This is a genomic window from Candidatus Pantoea formicae (assembly GCF_011752625.1).
Lineage (GTDB): Bacteria > Pseudomonadota > Gammaproteobacteria > Enterobacterales > Enterobacteriaceae > Pantoea > Pantoea formicae.
In genome coordinates this window covers 127,066-145,561 of record NZ_VWXD01000006.1, presented here as the reverse complement: position 1 = coordinate 145,561, position 18,496 = coordinate 127,066, and the positions used below count along the sequence as shown (strand labels likewise).

The window sequence follows — 18,496 nt, the reverse complement described above, 5'->3', positions numbered from 1 at the left end:
GCTGCCAATCTTTTGTGCTCGATCAAGCAAAGAAAAGTGATAACTAAATGTTCATATCGAATGAAAAAAACACTAAAATAACAGCAAAATTTTCCGATAATAATGTTGAATTATAAACCGTTAATTGTACTCAACCTAACATTAAACTTTAATCTCAAGGAATAGTTATGTCAAATTTAAGGGATATGGAAGAGCTTATTGGTGATATCGTTGATGTTGAATTGAAAGAATACATGCGAGAAGCTTTAACGTGCTATATGACTGGCGCACATCGAGCTTGTGTGGTGCTTTCATTCATTGCTATCTTCGAGGACCTGTTTAAAAAGTTAGATGGGATGGCCACTACAAACAGAGTGGCCAGAGCAATATTTACAGAAATATCTAAAAAAAGAGATGAGCAAAAAGTATATGAAAGCGATTTGCTTAACAAACTAAAATCTGAAAAAATAATTACGGAAATTGATGCTGATTTTCTAACTGTTTTAAGAACGCTTAGAAATAAAGCTGCACATCCTTCAGGTCATAAACCCACAGCAGAAGAAGCTCGCTATGTTTATTCTGAAACCATACACAGGTTTCTTTCAAAGCCTGTTTTATCAACAACTCAAGTTGCCGATCAAATCCTATCAAAGTTAACTAATTCATATTTATTCCCTACTTCGAACATCCAGGACCATGCTGTTGTTGTTAATGAAGGTGTTAAAAATCTTCATCATGATGGATACTCGTACCTCTTAAATAAACTTCTTTTATCATTAGATGATGCTAATGAGCAAATTAAGCTAAATGCGAAAAGATATCTATTAGGATTATCTTTCAAACCACTAAATAATGATGTTGTTGAACAGATCAAAAAACAAGTCATTATAGAATGTAGTTCTGATGATAGTAAAAGACAATGTTTAATGGAGTGTATTTCAACTAATGGTGGTTTGTTAAAGGGTATAGACGATATAGTTTATTTGAGGCTAAATAAAATGATTGAGGATACAATCTCCGCAACAAAATCCTCGGATCAGCATACTTATTTAAAACATCCAGTTCAAATTACTAAAAGTGTGCTTGGCTTAAATAAAGATATTATTGATAGGTGTTTCAGTTCTAGCGTTGGTAATGTTCTTGAAAAATATAAGCTTAGCCCGGTGTTGATGAAGTGTATTAAAGGCCATGAATGGGCTAGTCGGAAAGTCATACAATCAATTTTTGAACAGGCAGGATCTTCGACTTTTTCTGAAGCTAACTCTTTTGCTCAGAGTGCAAGTACATACGACGATGACATATCAACTTTGATGGACAACACAAGTTGCTTGGAACTCATTATTCACATCTGCACCGCAGGCAAATGGGGAGCATTTGGAGCTGAAGGTATGATGAACGGGAAATTTAATAACATCCCTAAAATCAAGGGGCAGGCAGTTAAAGCTTTGCAGGATGATATTGCTATCTGCCAAGAAATAATTGATAGGGTTAAGCCGTCCCTTGGCAAAGCAGAGGATTTTGAAAAGGAATATTTTTAATATCATTTATAAAATAAACGGAGGGTTTCAATTTTACCCTCTGTTTATTTATTGCAAGCAATTAATTTAATGTTTTTTGAGATATTCTTTCTAAGTTTTCTGAAATTAACTTTTGCTTTGCGAAAATAAACTTCATTTTCAATTCGGATGCTTTGCTTTCCATTTCTCTTCTTTTATTATCACATTCGAAATCAATGTTTATTTTTTTAAATCTATCTTCATATTCATCCCTCAACTTATTTGACTCGCATTCCTTATTGATGGATAAAATTCTTTCATCAAATTTTTTCAAAGCATACTCTAGAGCACTTTTTTTGTTGGCGTAATCTATTAACAAGTTAGGGGTTTCTTTTATAATGTTATATTTAAGTTTTCCTTTGTCTCTTTGATTGAGTTCGCGAAGGTTTGACGACTCAGCTATTTTAGTAAAGCATTGTGAAATGTTATTAGAGTTTGATAGTGACTTGTAACATTCAGCATAAGCCAGTGATATGAATTGTGATAAGAGATGCACTCTAAGTTCTGAATATTGCTCCGAGAATTTACCTTGCACGACTTTTAAGTTTGATTTGGCTGAGTTTGCTTCATCTTTTACTTGATTAACTTCTTTCAAAAGCTGGTTCAATTCAATCGACCGTTGGTTCAAAGTTCCGTTAAGCTCTAAAAGTTGCTTGTCTTTTTTCTCAAGTTCAAGAGTTTTCTTTGCTATTTCTTCATCTAATAGTGACTTCTGATATACAGGTAGTACCGTATAAAAATATCCAAATGCTGCTAGAGCCAATACTCCAATTTGTGAAAAATTGGCAATCCTTGTAGACCAAGTATCAATCTTAGACATTTCCATATCCTGTATTAAAATTTTAAATTGAAAAATTTCTAGCGAGTGGATTTAGATTCTTAGCCTCAGTTAAATGATCTGGGGAAAAATGTGCATATCGCATTGTCACCTTAATATCGGTATGTCCCAATATCCGCTGAAGCACGAGAATATTACCCCCGTTCATCATGAAATGAGACGCGAAGGTGTGTCGTAAGACGTGCGTCATTTGCCCAGAAGGTGTCTCGATGCCAGCGCGTTGCATGGCCTTTCTAAAAGCTGAGTAGCATGGTTTAAAGAGCAACTGTGCTTTCCTGCTGGATGGCAGTTGAGCCTGTAATTTTTCAGTTATCGGCACCGCGCGGTTTTTCTTACCTTTAGTTTTCACGTAGATGATCTGACCGGCGCGGATTTGGCTTCCCTTCAAGCCTTCGGCCTCACTCCATCGTGCGCCAGTTGCTAGGCAGATTTTCACAATGGTAGTCAGGTCTTTAGATCGGCTGTTCTCACATTCGGCGAGGAGGGTTCTAATTTCCTCGATGGTGAGATATGCCATCTCCGATTCACTGATTTTAAACTCGCGCACATTTTTTAACGGATTTGGAGCGGTCCATTCATCCAACCGGCGTAGTTCGTTAAACATCGCCCTGAAATACGCCAGCTCTAAATTAACCGTGCGCGGCGTAACCGCTTTCACTCGGCTGGAGCGGGTGATTTTCCCGCTTAGCCGCTGCTCGCGATAAGACGCAAAAATTTTCGCGTTAAACTCGGTTGCGAATGGGTTTCCCATAGCCTCGCAGGCGAACGCCATTGTGGTTCGCCGCTTCTCACCATCCGCCAAAGTAATACCATGCGTGTTGAACCACAATTCAACCAGCTCAATTACCCGCCGCTTATCTGCTTTCTCTCCCAGCCAAGGCTTATCTTGAGCCTGTTCTTTTACGAACTTCTCATAGGATTGCGCTTCGCCCTTCGTCGCAAACTGGTGGCGAATCCTTTTGCCGTCTCGGCCGTTTGGGAAAACCTGTGCCTGCCATTTCCCGTTGGGTAATTTGTTTATCGCCATGCTTTGCCTTTAAAGGTACTCAGTGCGGGCAACGACTTTGCCCAAGACCTTGATGTCGTCTGCCTTGCATTCAAATGAGGCTTTTCCATTCTCAATGCGGATGCGCCCGCCGGGAAAACGGTACAGTTCTTTAACGCTAATGAGCTTATCAATCTCGATGAGCCACAGCCCGTCAGTGATCTCCGCGGCGGTCATGTCTAACAGGTAATTCTGTTTCTCGAAATGTACTAACAGTGGGGCTTTAACATCACTTGGTAATAGCTGAGCGTCATATTCAACCCAATCAGATGATGAGAATTTCCCATTTGTGATTTTTCTGAGTTCGATTTTGGTTGATGGCTGTTCTTGATTTGTGATGTTCGAATCGCCGCGTCCATATGTCAGCCACTCAAGGGAAGTGCCGGTTTCCATCGAACAAATCAGAACCCAATCAGCAGGAAAGTTCCCACGCATTATGCGGTTAGCCATGGTGCTTTGAGACACATCTAAGTGCCGACACAGCGCCTGTCGAGATGCAAAACCGTATGCCCGAACGATGCGCTCAATGGGATCTTTACCACCCTCTGGTAAAGTTGGAGCTTTATGACTCGTAAAATCTTTCGTTGAACTTTCCAATTTGTGATCCTAATATTCACTCGTCGTATCAATACGTGTTTAATAGTGATGAATAGAGTTGGCTAGAACTCAACAGAGGATAGTGCATCATGACTCGTAAACTTTCAATGCGCCCTTCAATCAATCTCGTGATCTCGGAGCCCTACATTACCTTAGAAGAGTTCTGTCGCCGCACGGGTTACAAGGAAGGCACCGTTCGCCAGATGTATCGTGAGAGCGGATTCAAACAGCAGATTGATGCGGGGGAGTGGATTGTAACCACGCTGACGCACAGCCTTAATGCGGATAGCGGCTTTACGACCAGCATTGAACTCGAGGTAAAAATAGATTCACTTGAAATGGAATAGTGCTATCTCAAAATGGTTTAATTGAGTAGCATTAATCTCAATTGGGTTTTTGAGGATACATCATGATGAATTGCCCTTTGTGCGGGAATGCCGCACATACACGCAGCAGCTTCTAAGTATCAGCGACGACCAAAGAACGTTACAACCAGTGCCAGAACATTAATTGCAGTTGTACCTTTAAGTCGCATGAGACTGTGTCAGAAATTATTATGTCACCATGTAAAGTTAAAGCCGTTCCGCCACATCCAAGCAGAGGCCAGCAGCAGCCCCTATGGTTATGATCGTAGTGAAGCCCGGTTAGCGGTTTTTTTACAAGCAATGAGTCTTACTACTTAAGTGTGAATGTGTTTTTCTTAGTTGGCCTCATCTTTCTTGGGAATATCATTATCTCTTTTTTTATCATCATTGATCTTGCACATAGGTCTGTAGTGAAGACTTGAGATCTTCTTCCTGTCTTTTACTGGTTTTCTCTCTGCTCGCTCTTCCGATATTACAGGCCAATTGGAAAGAAATTCTGAAAGGGTTTCCAGAAAATGATGCATTTACATCTTCCTCCATTTTCTTCAGTCTATAAACCCGAGCTATTTTAGCATGGTGCTATTATTCACTGTGTTGAATTACAAGGAGGAGGTATTCATGGTTACAGGATTAGCAGCGAGTGAAGAACCCGGTCGCTACTACACTTTTCAGTCACGATTACCACACGGCGAATTCTTTGAAATTCGCCCACGATTTCTGCCTCATGGTGCGAAGCCTATTGTTGATGATGAAACCGGTATGTGTATCGGCTACTCAGTATCTCAGGCTCCGGGATTGTGGCAAATTTATGATACGGAAGGAAATTTTGTTCGGCTTGAAGAGGCACCGTTAGAGTCTCCCCTCATTGACCCAACCGATTTGGTGTTGCTGGCGGCAGGAGCATTTCGTATTTTTCTTGCCGGGAGAGCTTTACTACAGAGTGGAGTTCGTGCAGCCGTAACTGTAAATCTTAGCCATGCCACGATTAGCCTCTTGCGCGGAAGGCTAAAAATAGGCCTTTCGGCTCGCTCTTTGAAGATGACGGAAAGCGCAGCAAAGCACATGTATGAACCTGGTCGATATGTGCCTTTACAGATACAGGAAAAAGCCATTCGATATGGAACACGTATGCCAGACCCACTTAGAAAACCAGGGCTTTTCAGATATGAAACCCGTATGTACCGGCTGGTAGAAGATAAACAAAAAAAAGGAAGTTATTTCTATAAACCCTACCGGCTTGAAGTTCTGGTAAGAGAAAAAGACTGGACTATTATGCACTTTCAGTACATGCCTTAAAGGTGAACGGATGATCGATATACAGAGCGGAACCCTACATCTCAAGTTAACCCCTTATGAAAGGATACCGGAGCCTGAAGAAGCGGCATATGACCGGATCATGGTCTGGGTTGAGTTCTCTGTTCCTTCGCTTAAAACTGAATTCCGTGCGGAGTTTGCTGCGGGCCAGCTTGAGATATTTCGGGATGATTTAAAAAAGCTGCATCAGTCGCTGATATTTCAACAGAAGAATTCGGATGTCGTTCTTAGCTGTCTGTTTAAACAGGTCGAGTTGACATTCATGCAGTCAGATTCGGGTAATGCTGTAGGCGTAAACATGGTGCTAAGGCCTGAGGATCATGCTGATAGTGTCATGCTTACAGACTTTTTTGGACTGGATGAAAGTTACTTCCCTGCAATTTTGTTTGGACTGGATGAAATCATAAACTGGTCAACCTGATACGTTCAGATAACACAGTTACTTTATACATTTCTAAAGATTTTCCGCTTTGTTGAGCCGCTGTGTGCGGGCTGCTCTGAGTGAACAGCAATAGCACAATTAGAATGTCGAGAAAAGTCTGCTGCCATTTTGCTGCCAATGGTGAATCACAGGCACAAAAAAACCACCGTGAAAGGTGGTTTAACTGCATGATTTTGATCACTAAATTTGGTGGCCCCTGCTGGGTTTGAACCAGCGACCAAGCGATTATGAGTCGCCTGCTCTAACCACTGAGCTAAGGGGCCAGCGGAGCGGGGATTATAAAGTATCTCGGAGGGGTGATCCAGCGTTCGCCAATCGGTTGGTGAAAATTAGAGCAATCTCTGACTCGTTGATCTCCAAGCAAAAATCCCTATTCACCACTCAAGATCGCTCAATCAGCTCTCAACCTCCGCAGGTTTTTGAGACAAGGCGTTCAATCCACCTCGTCTCAACCTGCGCTCATTACCTCATAAATAGCGCGAAGCCGGCTTATTCAACGAGATATACGGCAGGATGGCAAAGCGGGTGCTCTCCATGTTCTGCCACAAGCCAATATCTTCCACCGATGGGATGGTGATCAGCTCGCCGCTATCCAGCCCGTGCAGCGCCGCTGCGACTAAATCCTCAACCTCCATCACGCTTTCTGGCGGGAGGTCATCAACCGATTTCCCCGAGCGTTGGAAGATCTCGGTACGGGTTAAGCCCGGCAATACCGCCTGAATACGCACGCCTCTCTCCACCAGCTCACGCTGCATATTGCGCGTCAGGGAGAGCACAAAGGCTTTACTGGCGTTATACGCACCATTCGCCATCTCATTCACCAGTGCCAGCACTGAAGCGATATTCACAATCGTTCCCGAACCACGGCGGCGGAAAGCCTGTGCGGCTGCATGTGCAAGCTGCGTCAGGGCCACAATGTTTAATGTCAGCATGGTTTGTATTTGAGAGATATCACCTGCTACAAACTCGCCTTCAACTGCCATACCGGCATTGTTTACCAGCATCGTAATCTTCTCGTTATCCGCAAGGGTTTGCGCCACACGCTGCAAATCTTCAGTGCGCGTCAGATCCGCCGCCAGCACACTCACTTCCACGCCGTGCGCGTCACGCAGCGATTGCGCCAGTTGGTTAAGACGCGATTCATCTCGTGCCACCAGAATCAGATTGCTGCCGCGTGCTGCCAGCTGTTTCGCATAGGTTGCGCCAATACCGCTGGATGCGCCGGTGATCAAAGCCAGTTGTTGTGTCATGGTCTGTTCCTGTAAATGATGGTTGTCATATCTGATGGACTTAATATGACGATCATCATATTTTTCGTCAAGCTGGAATATGATGATCGTAATAATTACACTGATTGCCATTAACGATGAGCAGGATGATGAATGATGGAAAAGCTGAGCCACAAAGCGCGTACGCGGCAGCGCATACTGGATGAAGCCGCAGTGGTGATGCGTGAGAGCGGCACCGAAGGCATTGGCGTGGCGGCGCTGATGAAGCGCGCTGGCTTAACTCACGGCGGCTTCTACGCCCACTTTGAATCACGGGAAGCGCTGGTCGAAGCGGTGATTGCTGAGATGTTCACCGATTCGGCTCAGCGCTTTGCTGCCATCACTAGCCTGGCCGATCCCGCCGAGCGGTTGACGCAACTCATCGACAACTATCTCTCAGAACATCATCGCAATACGCCGGGAGAAGGGTGCCCGATGCCTGCGCTGGTGAGTGAAATAGCCCACTTGCCGATGGAAACGCGTACGCTGTTTTCACAGCGTCGTGAAGCTGTGCGTCAACGGCTGGCGCAGGCACTGCGTGAACTCAGCCATCCGCAAGCGGATGATGTTGCAAGCAGCATACTGGCGGAGATGGTGGGGGCAGTAGCACTGGCGCGCGCCTGCCCAGATGATGCGGAAGCACGCAACCTGCTGGCGGTGAGTCGTCGCGCGGTGAAACAGCGTGTGGGACTGGAGAGCGTATGAGCGAACACGATATTCAGGACATCATCGCGCCGCATCTTCGAGTGTTGTTCTGTGGCATCAATCCGGGGAAATCCTCGGCACATACCGGCTTTCATTTTGCCCATCCCGGTAATCGCTTCTGGAAGGTAATCCATCAGGCTGGCTTTACGCGTGAGCTATTGAAACCTGAACAGGAGCAGCGTCTGCTGGAAACTGGTTGTGGCATCACTATGCTGGTTGAGCGTCCGACCATTCAGGCTAACGAGTTGGCGGGTGATGAGCTGCGCGATGGCGGGGCGCGTTTGCAGGAGAAGATCTTGCGCTATCAACCGCGTGCGCTGGCGGTGCTGGGCAAAGATGCGTTCCAGAAGGCGTTTCGACAGCGCAAAGTGGAGTGGGGCGAGCAGCCGCAAACCCTTGGCGAAACCCGTTTATGGGTGCTGCCCAATCCCAGTGGATTGAACCGCGCCACAATTGAGGAGATGGCAGCGGCATATCGCCAACTTCATGATTGGTTACAGAATAACGCGTGAGCGTGCTCCGCTTAACGCGGCCCTGAAGTTGTTCAATCTGCAGTTTCTGACTAAACCCAAATCTTTATGGCAAATAAAGAGAGGGAAGATGAAACCTATAATCGCGCTGGCGGGGCTGTTGCTTGTGGTGCAACAGGGGGCGCAAGCGGAGACGCTGAAAGTGTTTAGCTCCGGTGGCATGTATCCGGTGATTGAAAGCTTAAAGCAGGATTATCAGCAGCAAACCGGCAATACCCTGCAGCTGGAAGCGGCACCTTCCATGGGAGATACCCCGCAGGCTATCCCCAATCGGCTTAAGCGCAAGGATAATGCCGATGTGTTAGTGATGGTGGATTACGCCATCAAACCGCTGGAGCAGGCCAAATGGGTCGATAGCAAAAGCCATCAGGTGCTGGCGCATTCTTATATCGCTATGGCGGTGAAGCAGGGCATGGCGCCGCCAGATATCAGCACCATAGCGAAATTCAAACAGGTATTAACTGAAGCCTCCAGCATCGCGATATCGGACAGTGCTAGCGGTAAATATATTCAAGGCAAGATGCTGAGCAAGCTGGCGCTGGGACCGAAGACCGCCAGTAAAGTGTCCGTGATCCCCGCCACACCGGTGGGCGAAGCGGTGGCGCAGGGCAAAGCCGAGCTGGGCTTCCAGCAGAACAGTGAACTGCAGGCAGTGAAGGGGATTACCATTGTCGGACTGATTCCGCCAACGGTGCAGCAGGATACGCTTTACGGCGCGGTGATTACGCGTAGCACCCAGCAGAAGCAGGCGGCAGCGCAGTTTGTGAAGTATTTGCAGAGCGATAAAGCGCGCAAGATGATGCAGGAAAAAGGGCTGACGCCGTTTTAAAGGCAATAAAAAACCCCGGCAAGCCGGGGTTTTTCGTCTTAACGAGGATTAGTCGTCAAGGAAGCTACGCAGTACTTCAGAGCGGCTAGGGTGACGCAGCTTACGCAGCGCCTTGGCTTCGATCTGACGAATACGCTCACGGGTAACGTCAAACTGTTTGCCAACCTCTTCCAGCGTGTGGTCGGTGTTCATATCGATACCGAAACGCATACGCAGGACTTTCGCTTCACGCGCAGTCAGGCCCGCCAGCACGTCGTGGGTGGCTGAACGCAGGCTTTCTGATGTTGCAGAATCCAGCGGCAGCTCCAGCGTGGTGTCTTCGATAAAATCGCCCAGATGCGAATCTTCATCATCACCAATCGGCGTCTCCATGGAGATCGGCTCTTTAGCGATTTTCAGCACTTTGCGGATTTTATCTTCTGGCATCAGCATGCGCTCAGCCAGTTCTTCCGGCGTTGGCTCACGGCCCATCTCTTGCAGCATCTGGCGCGAAATACGGTTGAGTTTGTTGATGGTCTCAATCATATGCACCGGAATACGGATGGTACGTGCCTGGTCGGCGATAGAACGGGTGATAGCCTGACGAATCCACCAGGTCGCATAAGTTGAGAACTTATAACCACGACGGTATTCAAACTTATCAACCGCTTTCATCAGGCCGATGTTACCTTCCTGAATCAGATCGAGGAACTGCAGACCACGGTTGGTGTATTTCTTCGCGATAGAAATAACCAGACGTAAGTTTGCTTCAACCATCTCTTTCTTCGCACGACGCGCTTTGGCTTCGCCGATCGACATGCGACGGTTGATGTCTTTAACCTGCTCGATGGTCAGGCCGGTTTCTTCTTCAATCTGCTGCAATTTCTGCAGTGAACGCGTCACTTCATCTTCAACTTCCAGCAGCTTCTCAGACCATGGTTTATTCATGGCCAGCGCCGCTTTGAACCAGCTTGGGCTGGTTTCGTTGCCGGTGAACAGGGTGATGAAGTTCTTTTTCGGCATTTTGCAGATTTCAATACACAGCTTCATGATCAGGCGCTCTTGCGTACGCACGCGCTCCATCATGACGCGCATACTGTTCACCAGGTAGTCGAACTGCTTCGGTACCAGACGGAACTGCTTGAACACTTCAGACAGGTTGTTGATTTCTGCAACGGCATCAGCGTGGCTGCGGCCTTTGGCTTTGATTACGGTACGGGTGGTTTCGTACTGAGTGCGCAGATCGTTGAATTTCTCGCGCGCCAGCTCTGGATCGATGGAGTTATCATCGTCAGAGCTGTCGTCATCGCCATCTTCGTCTTCTTCTTCGTCATCATCACGGTCTTCTTCAGACAGCTCAGAGCCGACGTGAGTCGCGGTAGGGGCGATGTCTTCTTCTGCGTTAGGATCAACGAAGCCGGTGATCAAATCGGACAGGCGTGATTCACCCGCTTCCACGCGATCGTATTGATCCAGCAGATAGGTGATCGCTTCCGGATATTCAGCAACAGAGCACTGAACCTGGTTAATACCGTCTTCAATACGCTTAGCGATGTCGATTTCGCCTTCGCGTGTCAGCAGTTCAACGGTACCCATTTCACGCATGTACATGCGCACCGGGTCAGTAGTACGGCCAATTTCAGACTCAACGCTGGAGAGTACCTGTGCGGCAGCTTCTGCGGCATCTTCGTCAGTATCGGTACTGTTTTCATTCAGCATCAGATCATCGGCATCAGGTGCTTCTTCAACAACCTGAATACCCATGTCGTTAATCATCTGGATGATGTCTTCGATCTGATCGGAGTCGACGATATCTTCCGGCAGATGGTCATTGACCTCAGCATAGGTCAGATAGCCCTGCTCCTTACCACGGGTGACAAGCAGCTTAAGCTGTGACTGCGGGTTTTGCTCCATAAGACGGTATCCACACTTCTGTTAATTAGATTGGTGTCGGTCGGCTGCGAGCCAACTATAACAGTGAAGGCGTTGTGTTTTTGCCGCTGCCTTCAACGCGGCCAGGGCTTCAGCCCTTCATATATCGGCACTTAAGCCGCTTGAATTCTTTCTTTCGAGGCTAACTTACTTGCCATTTTTAACTCTGGCAGTGCTCGCAATCCTCACGTACTTCAGTACGCTCCGGTTGCTGTGCGCTGGCAGCGTTAAAACTGGCTGCGACGTTAACGCCTCTTGCTCCGGTGTGCTTACTGCGTTGACCGGACGAACAAACCAAAACGGCGGCTTTAGCAGCCTTCAACGTTCTGGTTTGATAAAAATCTTATTTTTTCGCTAATGCCTGGCTTAAAGCCCAGAACTCGCGGCGTTCGGCGGCGCTCAGGCCTTCGGTACGATCGCGAGCGATGAGTGCTTCAAGACGCTGTTCAAGGGCGGAGTCGTAGAGGCTCGCCAGTGAATCCTGGAACACAGCTTCCGCTTCTTCATCCACTATCATGTGGTTCCAGGTTGCCAGCGTTTCAAGGGGCTGGCTAAATTCTGTCCCGCGATATAACTCTAGTAGCTGTCCCGTCGTCAGGCCAGGATTCTCCGTACAACGACTGACTAACTCTACAAACAGCGGTAAACCCGCCATCTTTGACTGCTCAAGCCCGTCCAACGTCGGTACGATGGTGGCAAATTGCGGATTCTGCACCAGCAACGCAATCAGTACGCGCATGGTAGTGCGCTTCAACGGTGGTGCGGTTGGCGCGGTGCCACTCTCTGCTAGCTTTGGCATCAGCTTGTCTAACTGATTATCGTCAAGAATGCCGAGTTTATTACCCAATGTTTGACGCATATAAATGCGCAACGTTTCACCGGGTATCTGGCTTATCAACGGCAGTGCCAGCGTCGCCAGCTTGGTTTTACCGTCGCGTGTGCTCAGATCGACCTGCGGCATCAGGCTGTCGAATAAAAACGTGGAGAGCGGTAAAGCCTGCTCCATCCGCGCTTCAAAGGCTTCTCGGCCCTCTTTTCGTATCAGCGTGTCCGGGTCTTCGCCATCAGGCAAAAACATAAAGCGTAGCTGACGACCATCATTCATGTAAGGCAATGCGGTTTCTAACGCACGCCATGCGGCTTCACGCCCTGCACGGTCGCCGTCGTAACAGCAAATCACCGTATCGGTCGAGCGGAACAGCAACTGAATATGTTCAGCGGTGGTCGAGGTGCCCAGTGAGGCAACTGCATAATCAACGCCAAATTGCGCCAGTGCTACCACGTCCATATAGCCTTCCACTACCAGCAAACGGGCTGGCTGTGGGTGGTTTTTTTGCGCTTCATACAGGCCATATAACTGACGGCCTTTATGGAAAATCGGTGTTTCCGGGGAGTTCAGGTACTTTGGCGTATCGTTGCCCAGTACGCGTCCACCAAAGCCAATCACGCGTCCGCGCTTATCGCGAATCGGAAACATTACGCGATCGCGGAAACGATCATAAGTGCGGCCAGAATCGTTACTGACCAACATGCCCGCTTCCATCAAGGATTCGCGGTCATCTTTCTGCTGACCAAAACGCTTCAGCACGTTATCCCAGCCTGCTGGCGCATAACCAATAGCGAAGTGATCGATCACTTCCTGGCTGAGACCGCGCGTGGCGAGATAGTTTTGTGCAGAGACAGCTTGCGGATTGCGCAGGCTTTGCTGGTAGAAACCGTCAAGGCCTTCCAACAGCTGGTACAGACTTTGGCGCTGATGGCGCTCCATCGGGCTCGGGCCATTACCCGCTTCATACGGCACTTCTAAGCCGTGTTGCGTGGCCAGCTCCTCAACGCTTTCGACGAAATCCAGACGATCGTGATTCATCAGGAAATCGATGGCGTTACCTTTGGCGCCACAGCCGAAGCAGTAATAGAACTGCTTCTCACCGCTTACAGTGAAAGAGGGGGTTTTCTCGTTATGAAAAGGACAGCACGCGTGATAGTTCTTACCCTGCTTTTTCAGCTTAACGCGGGCATCGATAAGATCCACGATATCCGTGCGGGCAAGTAAGTCATTGATAAATACGCGTGGAATTCGTCCAGCCATAAGCCCCGGTTTTTCAGCTCATAAACGGCAACAAGCCGCGCTTCCTTTCGGAAAGCACGGCCTCTTACTTGACTCTGTCTGCGTTTAACACGCGGCGGAAGCGAACTTCCGAAAGAAATTAGTACAGACGAGTGCGGCGTGCGTTTTCGCGAGCCAGTTTCTTGGCGTGACGCTTAACAGCAGACGCTTTAGCGCGCTTACGCTCAGTCGTTGGTTTTTCATAAAACTCACGACGACGAACTTCCGCCAGAACACCTGCTTTCTCGCAAGAACGCTTGAAGCGACGCAGTGCTACGTCGAAAGGCTCGTTTTCACGTACTTTAATTACCGGCATGTAACTCTTACCTCGATAAATTCGGTTTTGCTGCTGACTGCGGCGCCAGCACTTTTAAAATGGTGCAGCATTTTACTCCAGCCGTAGCTGACTTGTAAAGCACCATGAACAATTTAGAACCAACAGAGACATATGCCATCGCGGCTGCCGGTTTTTTCAGGCCGTGGAGTATAGCGCACTCTTTGTGCGACAGAAAAACACTTTTTCCTGGCAAAGTCGTCCAGCGTGTGATTCCCCTGTGCTACACTGCGCGCCGCAAGAAGAGGGTGATAAAAGCTATGCGAGTTCTGGGTATTGAAACGTCCTGCGATGAAACCGGCATCGCGATCTATGACGATGCCTCCGGTTTGTTGGCGAATCAACTATATAGCCAGGTGAAACTGCACGCCGACTACGGTGGAGTGGTGCCAGAACTGGCATCGCGCGACCACGTGCGTAAAACGGTACCGCTAATTCAGGCCGCGCTTAAAGAAGCCGGACTGGAAGCGAAACAAATTGATGCGGTGGCCTACACCGCAGGTCCGGGTTTGGTCGGAGCGCTGCTGGTGGGTGCGACTATTGGTCGTGCGCTGGCGTTTGCATGGAACGTGCCCGCCGTACCGGTCCATCATATGGAAGGCCATTTGCTGGCGCCGATGCTGGAAGACAATCCACCGGAATTTCCGTTTGTCGCGTTGTTGGTGTCAGGCGGCCACACTCAGTTAATCAGCGTCACTGGCATCGGTGAATATACCTTGCTGGGTGAATCGATTGACGATGCCGCTGGTGAAGCTTTCGACAAAACCGCCAAGCTGCTGGGTTTGGATTATCCTGGTGGCCCCATGCTTTCACGTATGGCGCAGCAGGGGACGCCGGGCCGTTTCAAATTCCCGCGTCCGATGACCGATCGTCCAGGCTTAGACTTCAGTTTCTCCGGCCTGAAAACCTTTGCTGCCAACACCATTCGTGAGCATGCAGGCGATGAGCAGGCGCGCGCCGATATCGCCCGTGCATTTGAAGATGCGGTGGTCGATACCTTAATGATTAAGTGCAAACGTGCGCTGGAGCAAACCGGCTTTAAACGCCTGGTGATCGCCGGTGGTGTGAGTGCGAACCGCACGCTGCGTGAGCGTATGGCTGAAATGATGCAGAAGCGCGGTGGTGAGGTGTTCTACGCCCGTCCGGAATTCTGTACGGATAACGGTGCCATGATCGCCTATGCAGGGATGGTGCGGCTGAAAGGCGGAACGCGCGGTGAGTTGGGCGTGAGTGTACGGCCTCGCTGGCCACTGGCAGAACTGCCCGCCATCTAAAACGAAAAAACCGGCTTCGCGCCGGTTTTTTTTATTTCTTCTTCTTCCGCTTCCAGATCTTGTTTTCCTGGCCGCGCCACAGGCGCTGGATATTGTCGTGATGACGCAGCAGAATCAAACAGGAGAGCATCGAAACCGGGAAAGTGAATTGGGGTTTGAACCACCACACATAAAACGGAGCGATCAGCGCACTCACTATCGCGCCTAATGAAGAGTAGCCACTCAGCAGCACCGTCAGCAACCAAGTGCCGGTCATCAATCCCGTCAAATCCCAGCCAATCGGTGCGATAGCGCCAAACGCCGTGGCGACGCCCTTACCGCCGCGAAAACGGAAGAACACCGGATAGATATGGCCGAGGCAAGCCGCAATCGCCGTTAAGCCGAGATATATCGGCGTGACGTGCAGCAGGTAAGCGATCCACACCGGAATCATCCCTTTGGCAACGTCGAAAATCAGGACTGCAGCGGCAGCGGCTTTACCGCCGATACGCAACACGTTGGTCGCACCAGGGTTGCCGGATCCAGCGGTACGCGGATCGGGTAAACGCGCGAGTTTACAAACCAGGATCGCACTGGAAATCGAGCCGCAAAGATACGCGAAAATAATCATACCAAGCGCGATAGCACTCATAGCTTCGTACCGTTCCTTTTGGGTCGTTTTGTTCTCGATAAGCGTGGATAATACGCATAATCCGCCGGAAGTGGTATCCGGCTTAGCCAAAAACAGAGACTGACATCATGGATATCGTATTTATAGAACAACTCACCGTGTTCACCACTATTGGCGTTTACGACTGGGAGCAGGGCATGCAGCAAAAGCTGGTGCTCGATGTCGAAATGGCGTGGGACAACCGCCGTGCGGCGATTAGCGACGATGTTAATGACTGTTTGAGCTACGCAGATGTCACTGAAGCGATCCTCAATCATCTACAGGGCCAACGCTTTGCTTTGGTGGAACGCGTGGCGGAAGAAATTGCCGATCTGTTGATGAATCGTTTCAAAACGCCGGGTGTGCGCATTAAGGTCGGAAAACCAGGCGCAGTGGCCCAGGCGGCGACGGTTGGCGTGCGTATCGAGCGCGGGACTATTCCTAAATAAATCCTCCGTGATTGCCATCACAATGAAACCAAACCAAATTATGGTGTGTCTCACTTGAGGCCGTTGCGCTATCGGACGCGAAGTGACCGATTTTCTTAAGGTTTCCTTCAGCGTGGCGCAGGCATAATTTTAGGCGGTAGCACCTTGCGACCGCCTTTTTACTGTTTAAAACGGATAGAGGAAAATTTTGATGGCAGATATTCATCAGCTATGGGTCGCTGCAATCCTGGGGGTTGTGGAAGGCCTCACGGAATTCCTGCCGGTCTCTTCAACGGGCCACATGATTATTGTTGGCCACCTGCTGGGTTTTGAAGGCCAAACCGCCGAAACCTTTGAAGTGGTGATTCAGCTGGGTTCGATTTTGGCTGTTGTGGTGATGTTCTGGCGTCGTCTGTTTGGTTTGATTGGCATTCACTTCGGCAAAGAGCCACATGAAGGCACAGGAACCGGAAAACTGACGCTGATCCATATTCTGTTAGGTATGGTGCCTGCGGTGGTGATTGGTCTGGTGCTGCACGATCAAATCAAAAGCCTGTTTAATCCGATTAACGTGATGTACGCGCTGGTGGTTGGCGGCGTGCTGCTGCTGGCGGCAGAGTTCTTTAAACCCAAGCAGCCGAAAGCGGTGGGCATTGACGATATCACCTATCGCCAGGCATTTATGATTGGTTGCTTCCAGTGTCTGGCGCTGTGGCCGGGCTTCTCACGCTCAGGTGCCACCATTTCTGGCGGTATGTTAATGGGTGTAAGCCGCTATGCGGCCTCGGAGTTTTCGTTCATCCTGGCCGTTCCGATGATGATGGGCGCGACGGTGTTGGATCTCTACAAAAGCATGAGCTTCCTGACCATGCAGGATTTCCCGATGTTTGCCGTGGGCTTCGTGACCGCCTTTGTGGTCGCGCTGTTGGCAATCAAAGTGTTCCTGGAACTGATTAAGCGTATCTCGTTTGTGTCCTTCGCCATCTATCGCTTCATCGTGGCGGCGGCGGTGTACGCGCTGTTCATGTAAAGCTCGGCGCGCGGCCAGTTAGTCTGGCCGCGCGTTGATTAATCCTTCCTGCACCGCAATCACCCGACGACGTGTCAACTCCTCCCGTACCGCTGGGCCTTTAAAGCCCGCAGCGACGACATCCTTGGTTGGCACCGCCTGAGCCAGCGTAAACGCCTGGCGCAAATAATCACCCTGCGGATAAGCCATGCTTTCCAACCCGGCGCGACCACGTGCATCGGCTTCACTGGTCAAGGCCATTTTCTCCACGCGATCGGGTTTACGCCATGCATCGATACGGTCAAACAGGGCAATTAGCGACTCCGCAGACTGACGCTCGATGGTGTGTACGATATCGTGGAATTCGGTCACGATCAGCGCCAGGTCACGCACCTGATTGGGCACGCGTAAACGCTGGCAGAGCGCTTCAACAATCGGTACACCGGCTAAGCCATGGCCATGATGGCTCGGCCATTTCTCCGGTGGCGTGAGCGCTTTACCCACATCGTGGAACAGCGTGGCGAAGCGAACATCCAACTCATCGGAAAGCACCGCCGACATCGTCAGTGTCATGAGTGCGTGCACGCCCGTATCGATCTCAGGATGCCATTTGATGGGGGCGGGGATGCCATACAACGCATCCAGCTCCGGGAAAAGCACCTGCAATGCGCCACAGTCACGCAGTACCTGAAAATAGACCTGCGGATTGCGTGTCAGCAGCGCCTTCTCGGTCTCTTTCCAGACTCGTTCTGCGGTAAGGTCAGCCAGCTCGCCGCTTTCGGCCATCTCACGCATTAAGGCTTGTGTTTCATCTGCCACGCGGAAATTGAGATGGGCAAAGCGGGCGGCAAAACGCGCCACGCGCAGTACACGCAGCGGATCTTCATTGAATGCCGAGGACACATGACGCAGCGTGCGGCTCGCCAGATCCTGTTGACCATGATAAGGGTCAATCAGGCTGCCGTCGTCAGCTTGCGCAATGGCATTGATGGTGAGATCGCGGCGCTGCAAATCCTGCTCAAGCGTGACATCCGGGGCGAACTGCGTCACAAAGCCGGTATAACCCTTGCCATTTTTACGCTCGGTGCGCGCCAGCGCATACTCTTCGCGGCTGCGAGGATGCAAAAAAACCGGAAAGTCACGGCCAACCTGCTGATAACCCTGCTCCAGCATATTGTCGGGCGTGGCGCCGACAACGACCCAATCTCTATCTTTTACCGGCAAACGCAGTAAGGCATCACGCACTGCGCCACCGACCAGAAACGTCTTCACTCAACTACTCCAGAGGCAATGAAAATCTGCGCGCGAAGCACGCA

At 49.5% G+C, this 18,496-nt stretch carries 20 protein-coding genes, 1 tRNA gene and 1 pseudogene; 11 read left to right on the top strand and 11 right to left on the bottom strand.

Annotated elements, in window-relative coordinates:
* Positions 1 to 167 precede the first annotated feature (167 nt).
* The gene (locus F3J38_RS18080; protein ID WP_167140748.1) at positions 168 to 1,517 is read left to right on the top strand and encodes a DUF4145 domain-containing protein; all 1,350 of its coding nucleotides are present in this window, start codon (positions 168 to 170) and stop codon (positions 1,515 to 1,517) included.
* A gap of 61 nt (positions 1,518 to 1,578) precedes the next feature.
* Here F3J38_RS18080 and F3J38_RS18075 read toward each other — a convergent pair whose 3' ends face one another.
* Genes F3J38_RS18075 through F3J38_RS18065 form a run of 3 tightly spaced genes read right to left on the bottom strand, consistent with a single transcriptional unit; the run spans position 1,579 to position 4,015 of the window.
* On the bottom strand, positions 1,579 to 2,355 hold the full coding sequence (locus F3J38_RS18075) for a coiled-coil domain-containing protein (protein WP_167140745.1): 777 nt from the start codon (positions 2,353 to 2,355) through the stop codon (positions 1,579 to 1,581).
* A 22-nt stretch (positions 2,356 to 2,377) separates the two neighbouring features.
* Entirely contained in the window at positions 2,378 to 3,400 is a 1,023-nt protein-coding gene (locus tag F3J38_RS18070; protein WP_167140743.1) for a phage integrase, read from the bottom strand.
* Between the two features lie 9 nt (positions 3,401 to 3,409).
* Positions 3,410 to 4,015, bottom strand: a complete 606-nt coding sequence (locus F3J38_RS18065; protein ID WP_167140741.1) for a phage repressor protein CI — start codon at positions 4,013 to 4,015, stop codon at positions 3,410 to 3,412.
* 89 nt (positions 4,016 to 4,104) lie between these two features.
* Between F3J38_RS18065 and F3J38_RS28125 the strand changes: the two genes are divergently transcribed.
* Entirely contained in the window at positions 4,105 to 4,362 is a 258-nt protein-coding gene (locus F3J38_RS28125; protein ID WP_167140739.1) for a hypothetical protein, read from the top strand.
* Between the two features lie 62 nt (positions 4,363 to 4,424).
* Positions 4,425 to 4,643, top strand: a pseudogene (locus tag F3J38_RS18055) (ogr/Delta-like zinc finger family protein).
* Between the two features lie 72 nt (positions 4,644 to 4,715).
* Here the strand turns inward: F3J38_RS18055 and F3J38_RS18050 are convergent.
* Positions 4,716 to 4,904 carry a hypothetical protein gene (locus tag F3J38_RS18050; protein WP_167140737.1) on the bottom strand — a complete coding sequence of 63 codons (189 nt, stop codon included), beginning with the start codon at positions 4,902 to 4,904 and terminating at the stop codon, positions 4,716 to 4,718.
* Between the two features lie 94 nt (positions 4,905 to 4,998).
* Between F3J38_RS18050 and F3J38_RS18045 the strand changes: the two genes are divergently transcribed.
* Positions 4,999 to 5,676, top strand: a complete 678-nt coding sequence (locus F3J38_RS18045; protein ID WP_240156028.1) for a hypothetical protein — start codon at positions 4,999 to 5,001, stop codon at positions 5,674 to 5,676.
* 10 nt (positions 5,677 to 5,686) lie between these two features.
* On the top strand, positions 5,687 to 6,115 hold the full coding sequence (locus tag F3J38_RS18040; protein ID WP_240156027.1) for a WapI family immunity protein: 429 nt from the start codon (positions 5,687 to 5,689) through the stop codon (positions 6,113 to 6,115).
* A gap of 208 nt (positions 6,116 to 6,323) precedes the next feature.
* Here the strand turns inward: F3J38_RS18040 and F3J38_RS18035 are convergent.
* Together F3J38_RS18035 and F3J38_RS18030 are read right to left on the bottom strand one after the other, a co-directional pair.
* A tRNA-Ile gene (locus F3J38_RS18035) sits at positions 6,324 to 6,399 on the bottom strand.
* A gap of 204 nt (positions 6,400 to 6,603) precedes the next feature.
* Entirely contained in the window at positions 6,604 to 7,386 is a 783-nt protein-coding gene (locus tag F3J38_RS18030; RefSeq protein WP_167140735.1) for an SDR family NAD(P)-dependent oxidoreductase, read from the bottom strand.
* Positions 7,387 to 7,521: 135 nt separating this feature from the next.
* Between F3J38_RS18030 and F3J38_RS18025 the strand changes: the two genes are divergently transcribed.
* From F3J38_RS18025 to F3J38_RS18015, 3 genes are all read left to right on the top strand, one after another.
* Entirely contained in the window at positions 7,522 to 8,109 is a 588-nt protein-coding gene (locus F3J38_RS18025; protein WP_167140935.1) for a TetR/AcrR family transcriptional regulator, read from the top strand.
* A complete protein-coding gene (gene mug / locus F3J38_RS18020; protein WP_167140733.1) occupies positions 8,106 to 8,621 on the top strand; it encodes a G/U mismatch-specific DNA glycosylase in 516 nt (171 codons plus the stop codon). Before F3J38_RS18025 ends, mug begins: the two co-directional genes overlap by 4 nt.
* Positions 8,622 to 8,709: 88 nt before the next feature.
* On the top strand, positions 8,710 to 9,468 hold the full coding sequence (locus F3J38_RS18015) for a substrate-binding domain-containing protein (RefSeq protein ID WP_167140731.1): 759 nt from the start codon (positions 8,710 to 8,712) through the stop codon (positions 9,466 to 9,468).
* Positions 9,469 to 9,516: 48 nt separating this feature from the next.
* On the opposite strand, the gene rpoD is transcribed toward F3J38_RS18015, so the two are convergent.
* The 3 genes from rpoD to rpsU all read right to left on the bottom strand — a co-directional run bounded on the left by rpoD (position 9,517) and on the right by rpsU (position 13,802).
* A complete protein-coding gene (rpoD, locus tag F3J38_RS18010) occupies positions 9,517 to 11,361 on the bottom strand; it encodes an RNA polymerase sigma factor RpoD (protein WP_167140730.1) in 1,845 nt (614 codons plus the stop codon).
* A gap of 361 nt (positions 11,362 to 11,722) precedes the next feature.
* Entirely contained in the window at positions 11,723 to 13,468 is a 1,746-nt protein-coding gene (gene dnaG, locus F3J38_RS18005) for a DNA primase (RefSeq protein WP_167140728.1), read from the bottom strand.
* Positions 13,469 to 13,586: 118 nt separating this feature from the next.
* A complete protein-coding gene (gene rpsU, locus F3J38_RS18000) occupies positions 13,587 to 13,802 on the bottom strand; it encodes a 30S ribosomal protein S21 (RefSeq protein ID WP_001144069.1) in 216 nt (71 codons plus the stop codon).
* Positions 13,803 to 14,080: 278 nt separating this feature from the next.
* Here rpsU and tsaD point away from each other — a divergent pair, with 278 nt between their 5' ends.
* A complete protein-coding gene (gene tsaD, locus F3J38_RS17995; protein WP_167140726.1) occupies positions 14,081 to 15,094 on the top strand; it encodes a tRNA (adenosine(37)-N6)-threonylcarbamoyltransferase complex transferase subunit TsaD in 1,014 nt (337 codons plus the stop codon).
* A gap of 31 nt (positions 15,095 to 15,125) precedes the next feature.
* Here tsaD and plsY read toward each other — a convergent pair whose 3' ends face one another.
* Positions 15,126 to 15,725 (bottom strand): glycerol-3-phosphate 1-O-acyltransferase PlsY, encoded by a 600-nt coding sequence (gene plsY / locus F3J38_RS17990; RefSeq protein ID WP_167140724.1) that lies wholly within the window; start codon positions 15,723 to 15,725, stop codon positions 15,126 to 15,128.
* A gap of 107 nt (positions 15,726 to 15,832) precedes the next feature.
* On the opposite strand from plsY, the gene folB reads away from it, so the two are divergent.
* The gene (gene folB / locus F3J38_RS17985; RefSeq protein WP_167140722.1) at positions 15,833 to 16,192 is read left to right on the top strand and encodes a bifunctional dihydroneopterin aldolase/7,8-dihydroneopterin epimerase; all 360 of its coding nucleotides are present in this window, start codon (positions 15,833 to 15,835) and stop codon (positions 16,190 to 16,192) included.
* A 190-nt stretch (positions 16,193 to 16,382) separates the two neighbouring features.
* Positions 16,383 to 17,201 carry an undecaprenyl-diphosphate phosphatase gene (gene bacA / locus F3J38_RS17980; protein ID WP_167140720.1) on the top strand — a complete coding sequence of 273 codons (819 nt, stop codon included), beginning with the start codon at positions 16,383 to 16,385 and terminating at the stop codon, positions 17,199 to 17,201.
* Between the two features lie 18 nt (positions 17,202 to 17,219).
* Here bacA and F3J38_RS17975 read toward each other — a convergent pair whose 3' ends face one another.
* Entirely contained in the window at positions 17,220 to 18,452 is a 1,233-nt protein-coding gene (locus F3J38_RS17975) for a multifunctional CCA addition/repair protein (protein WP_167140718.1), read from the bottom strand.
* Positions 18,453 to 18,496 lie beyond the last annotated feature (44 nt).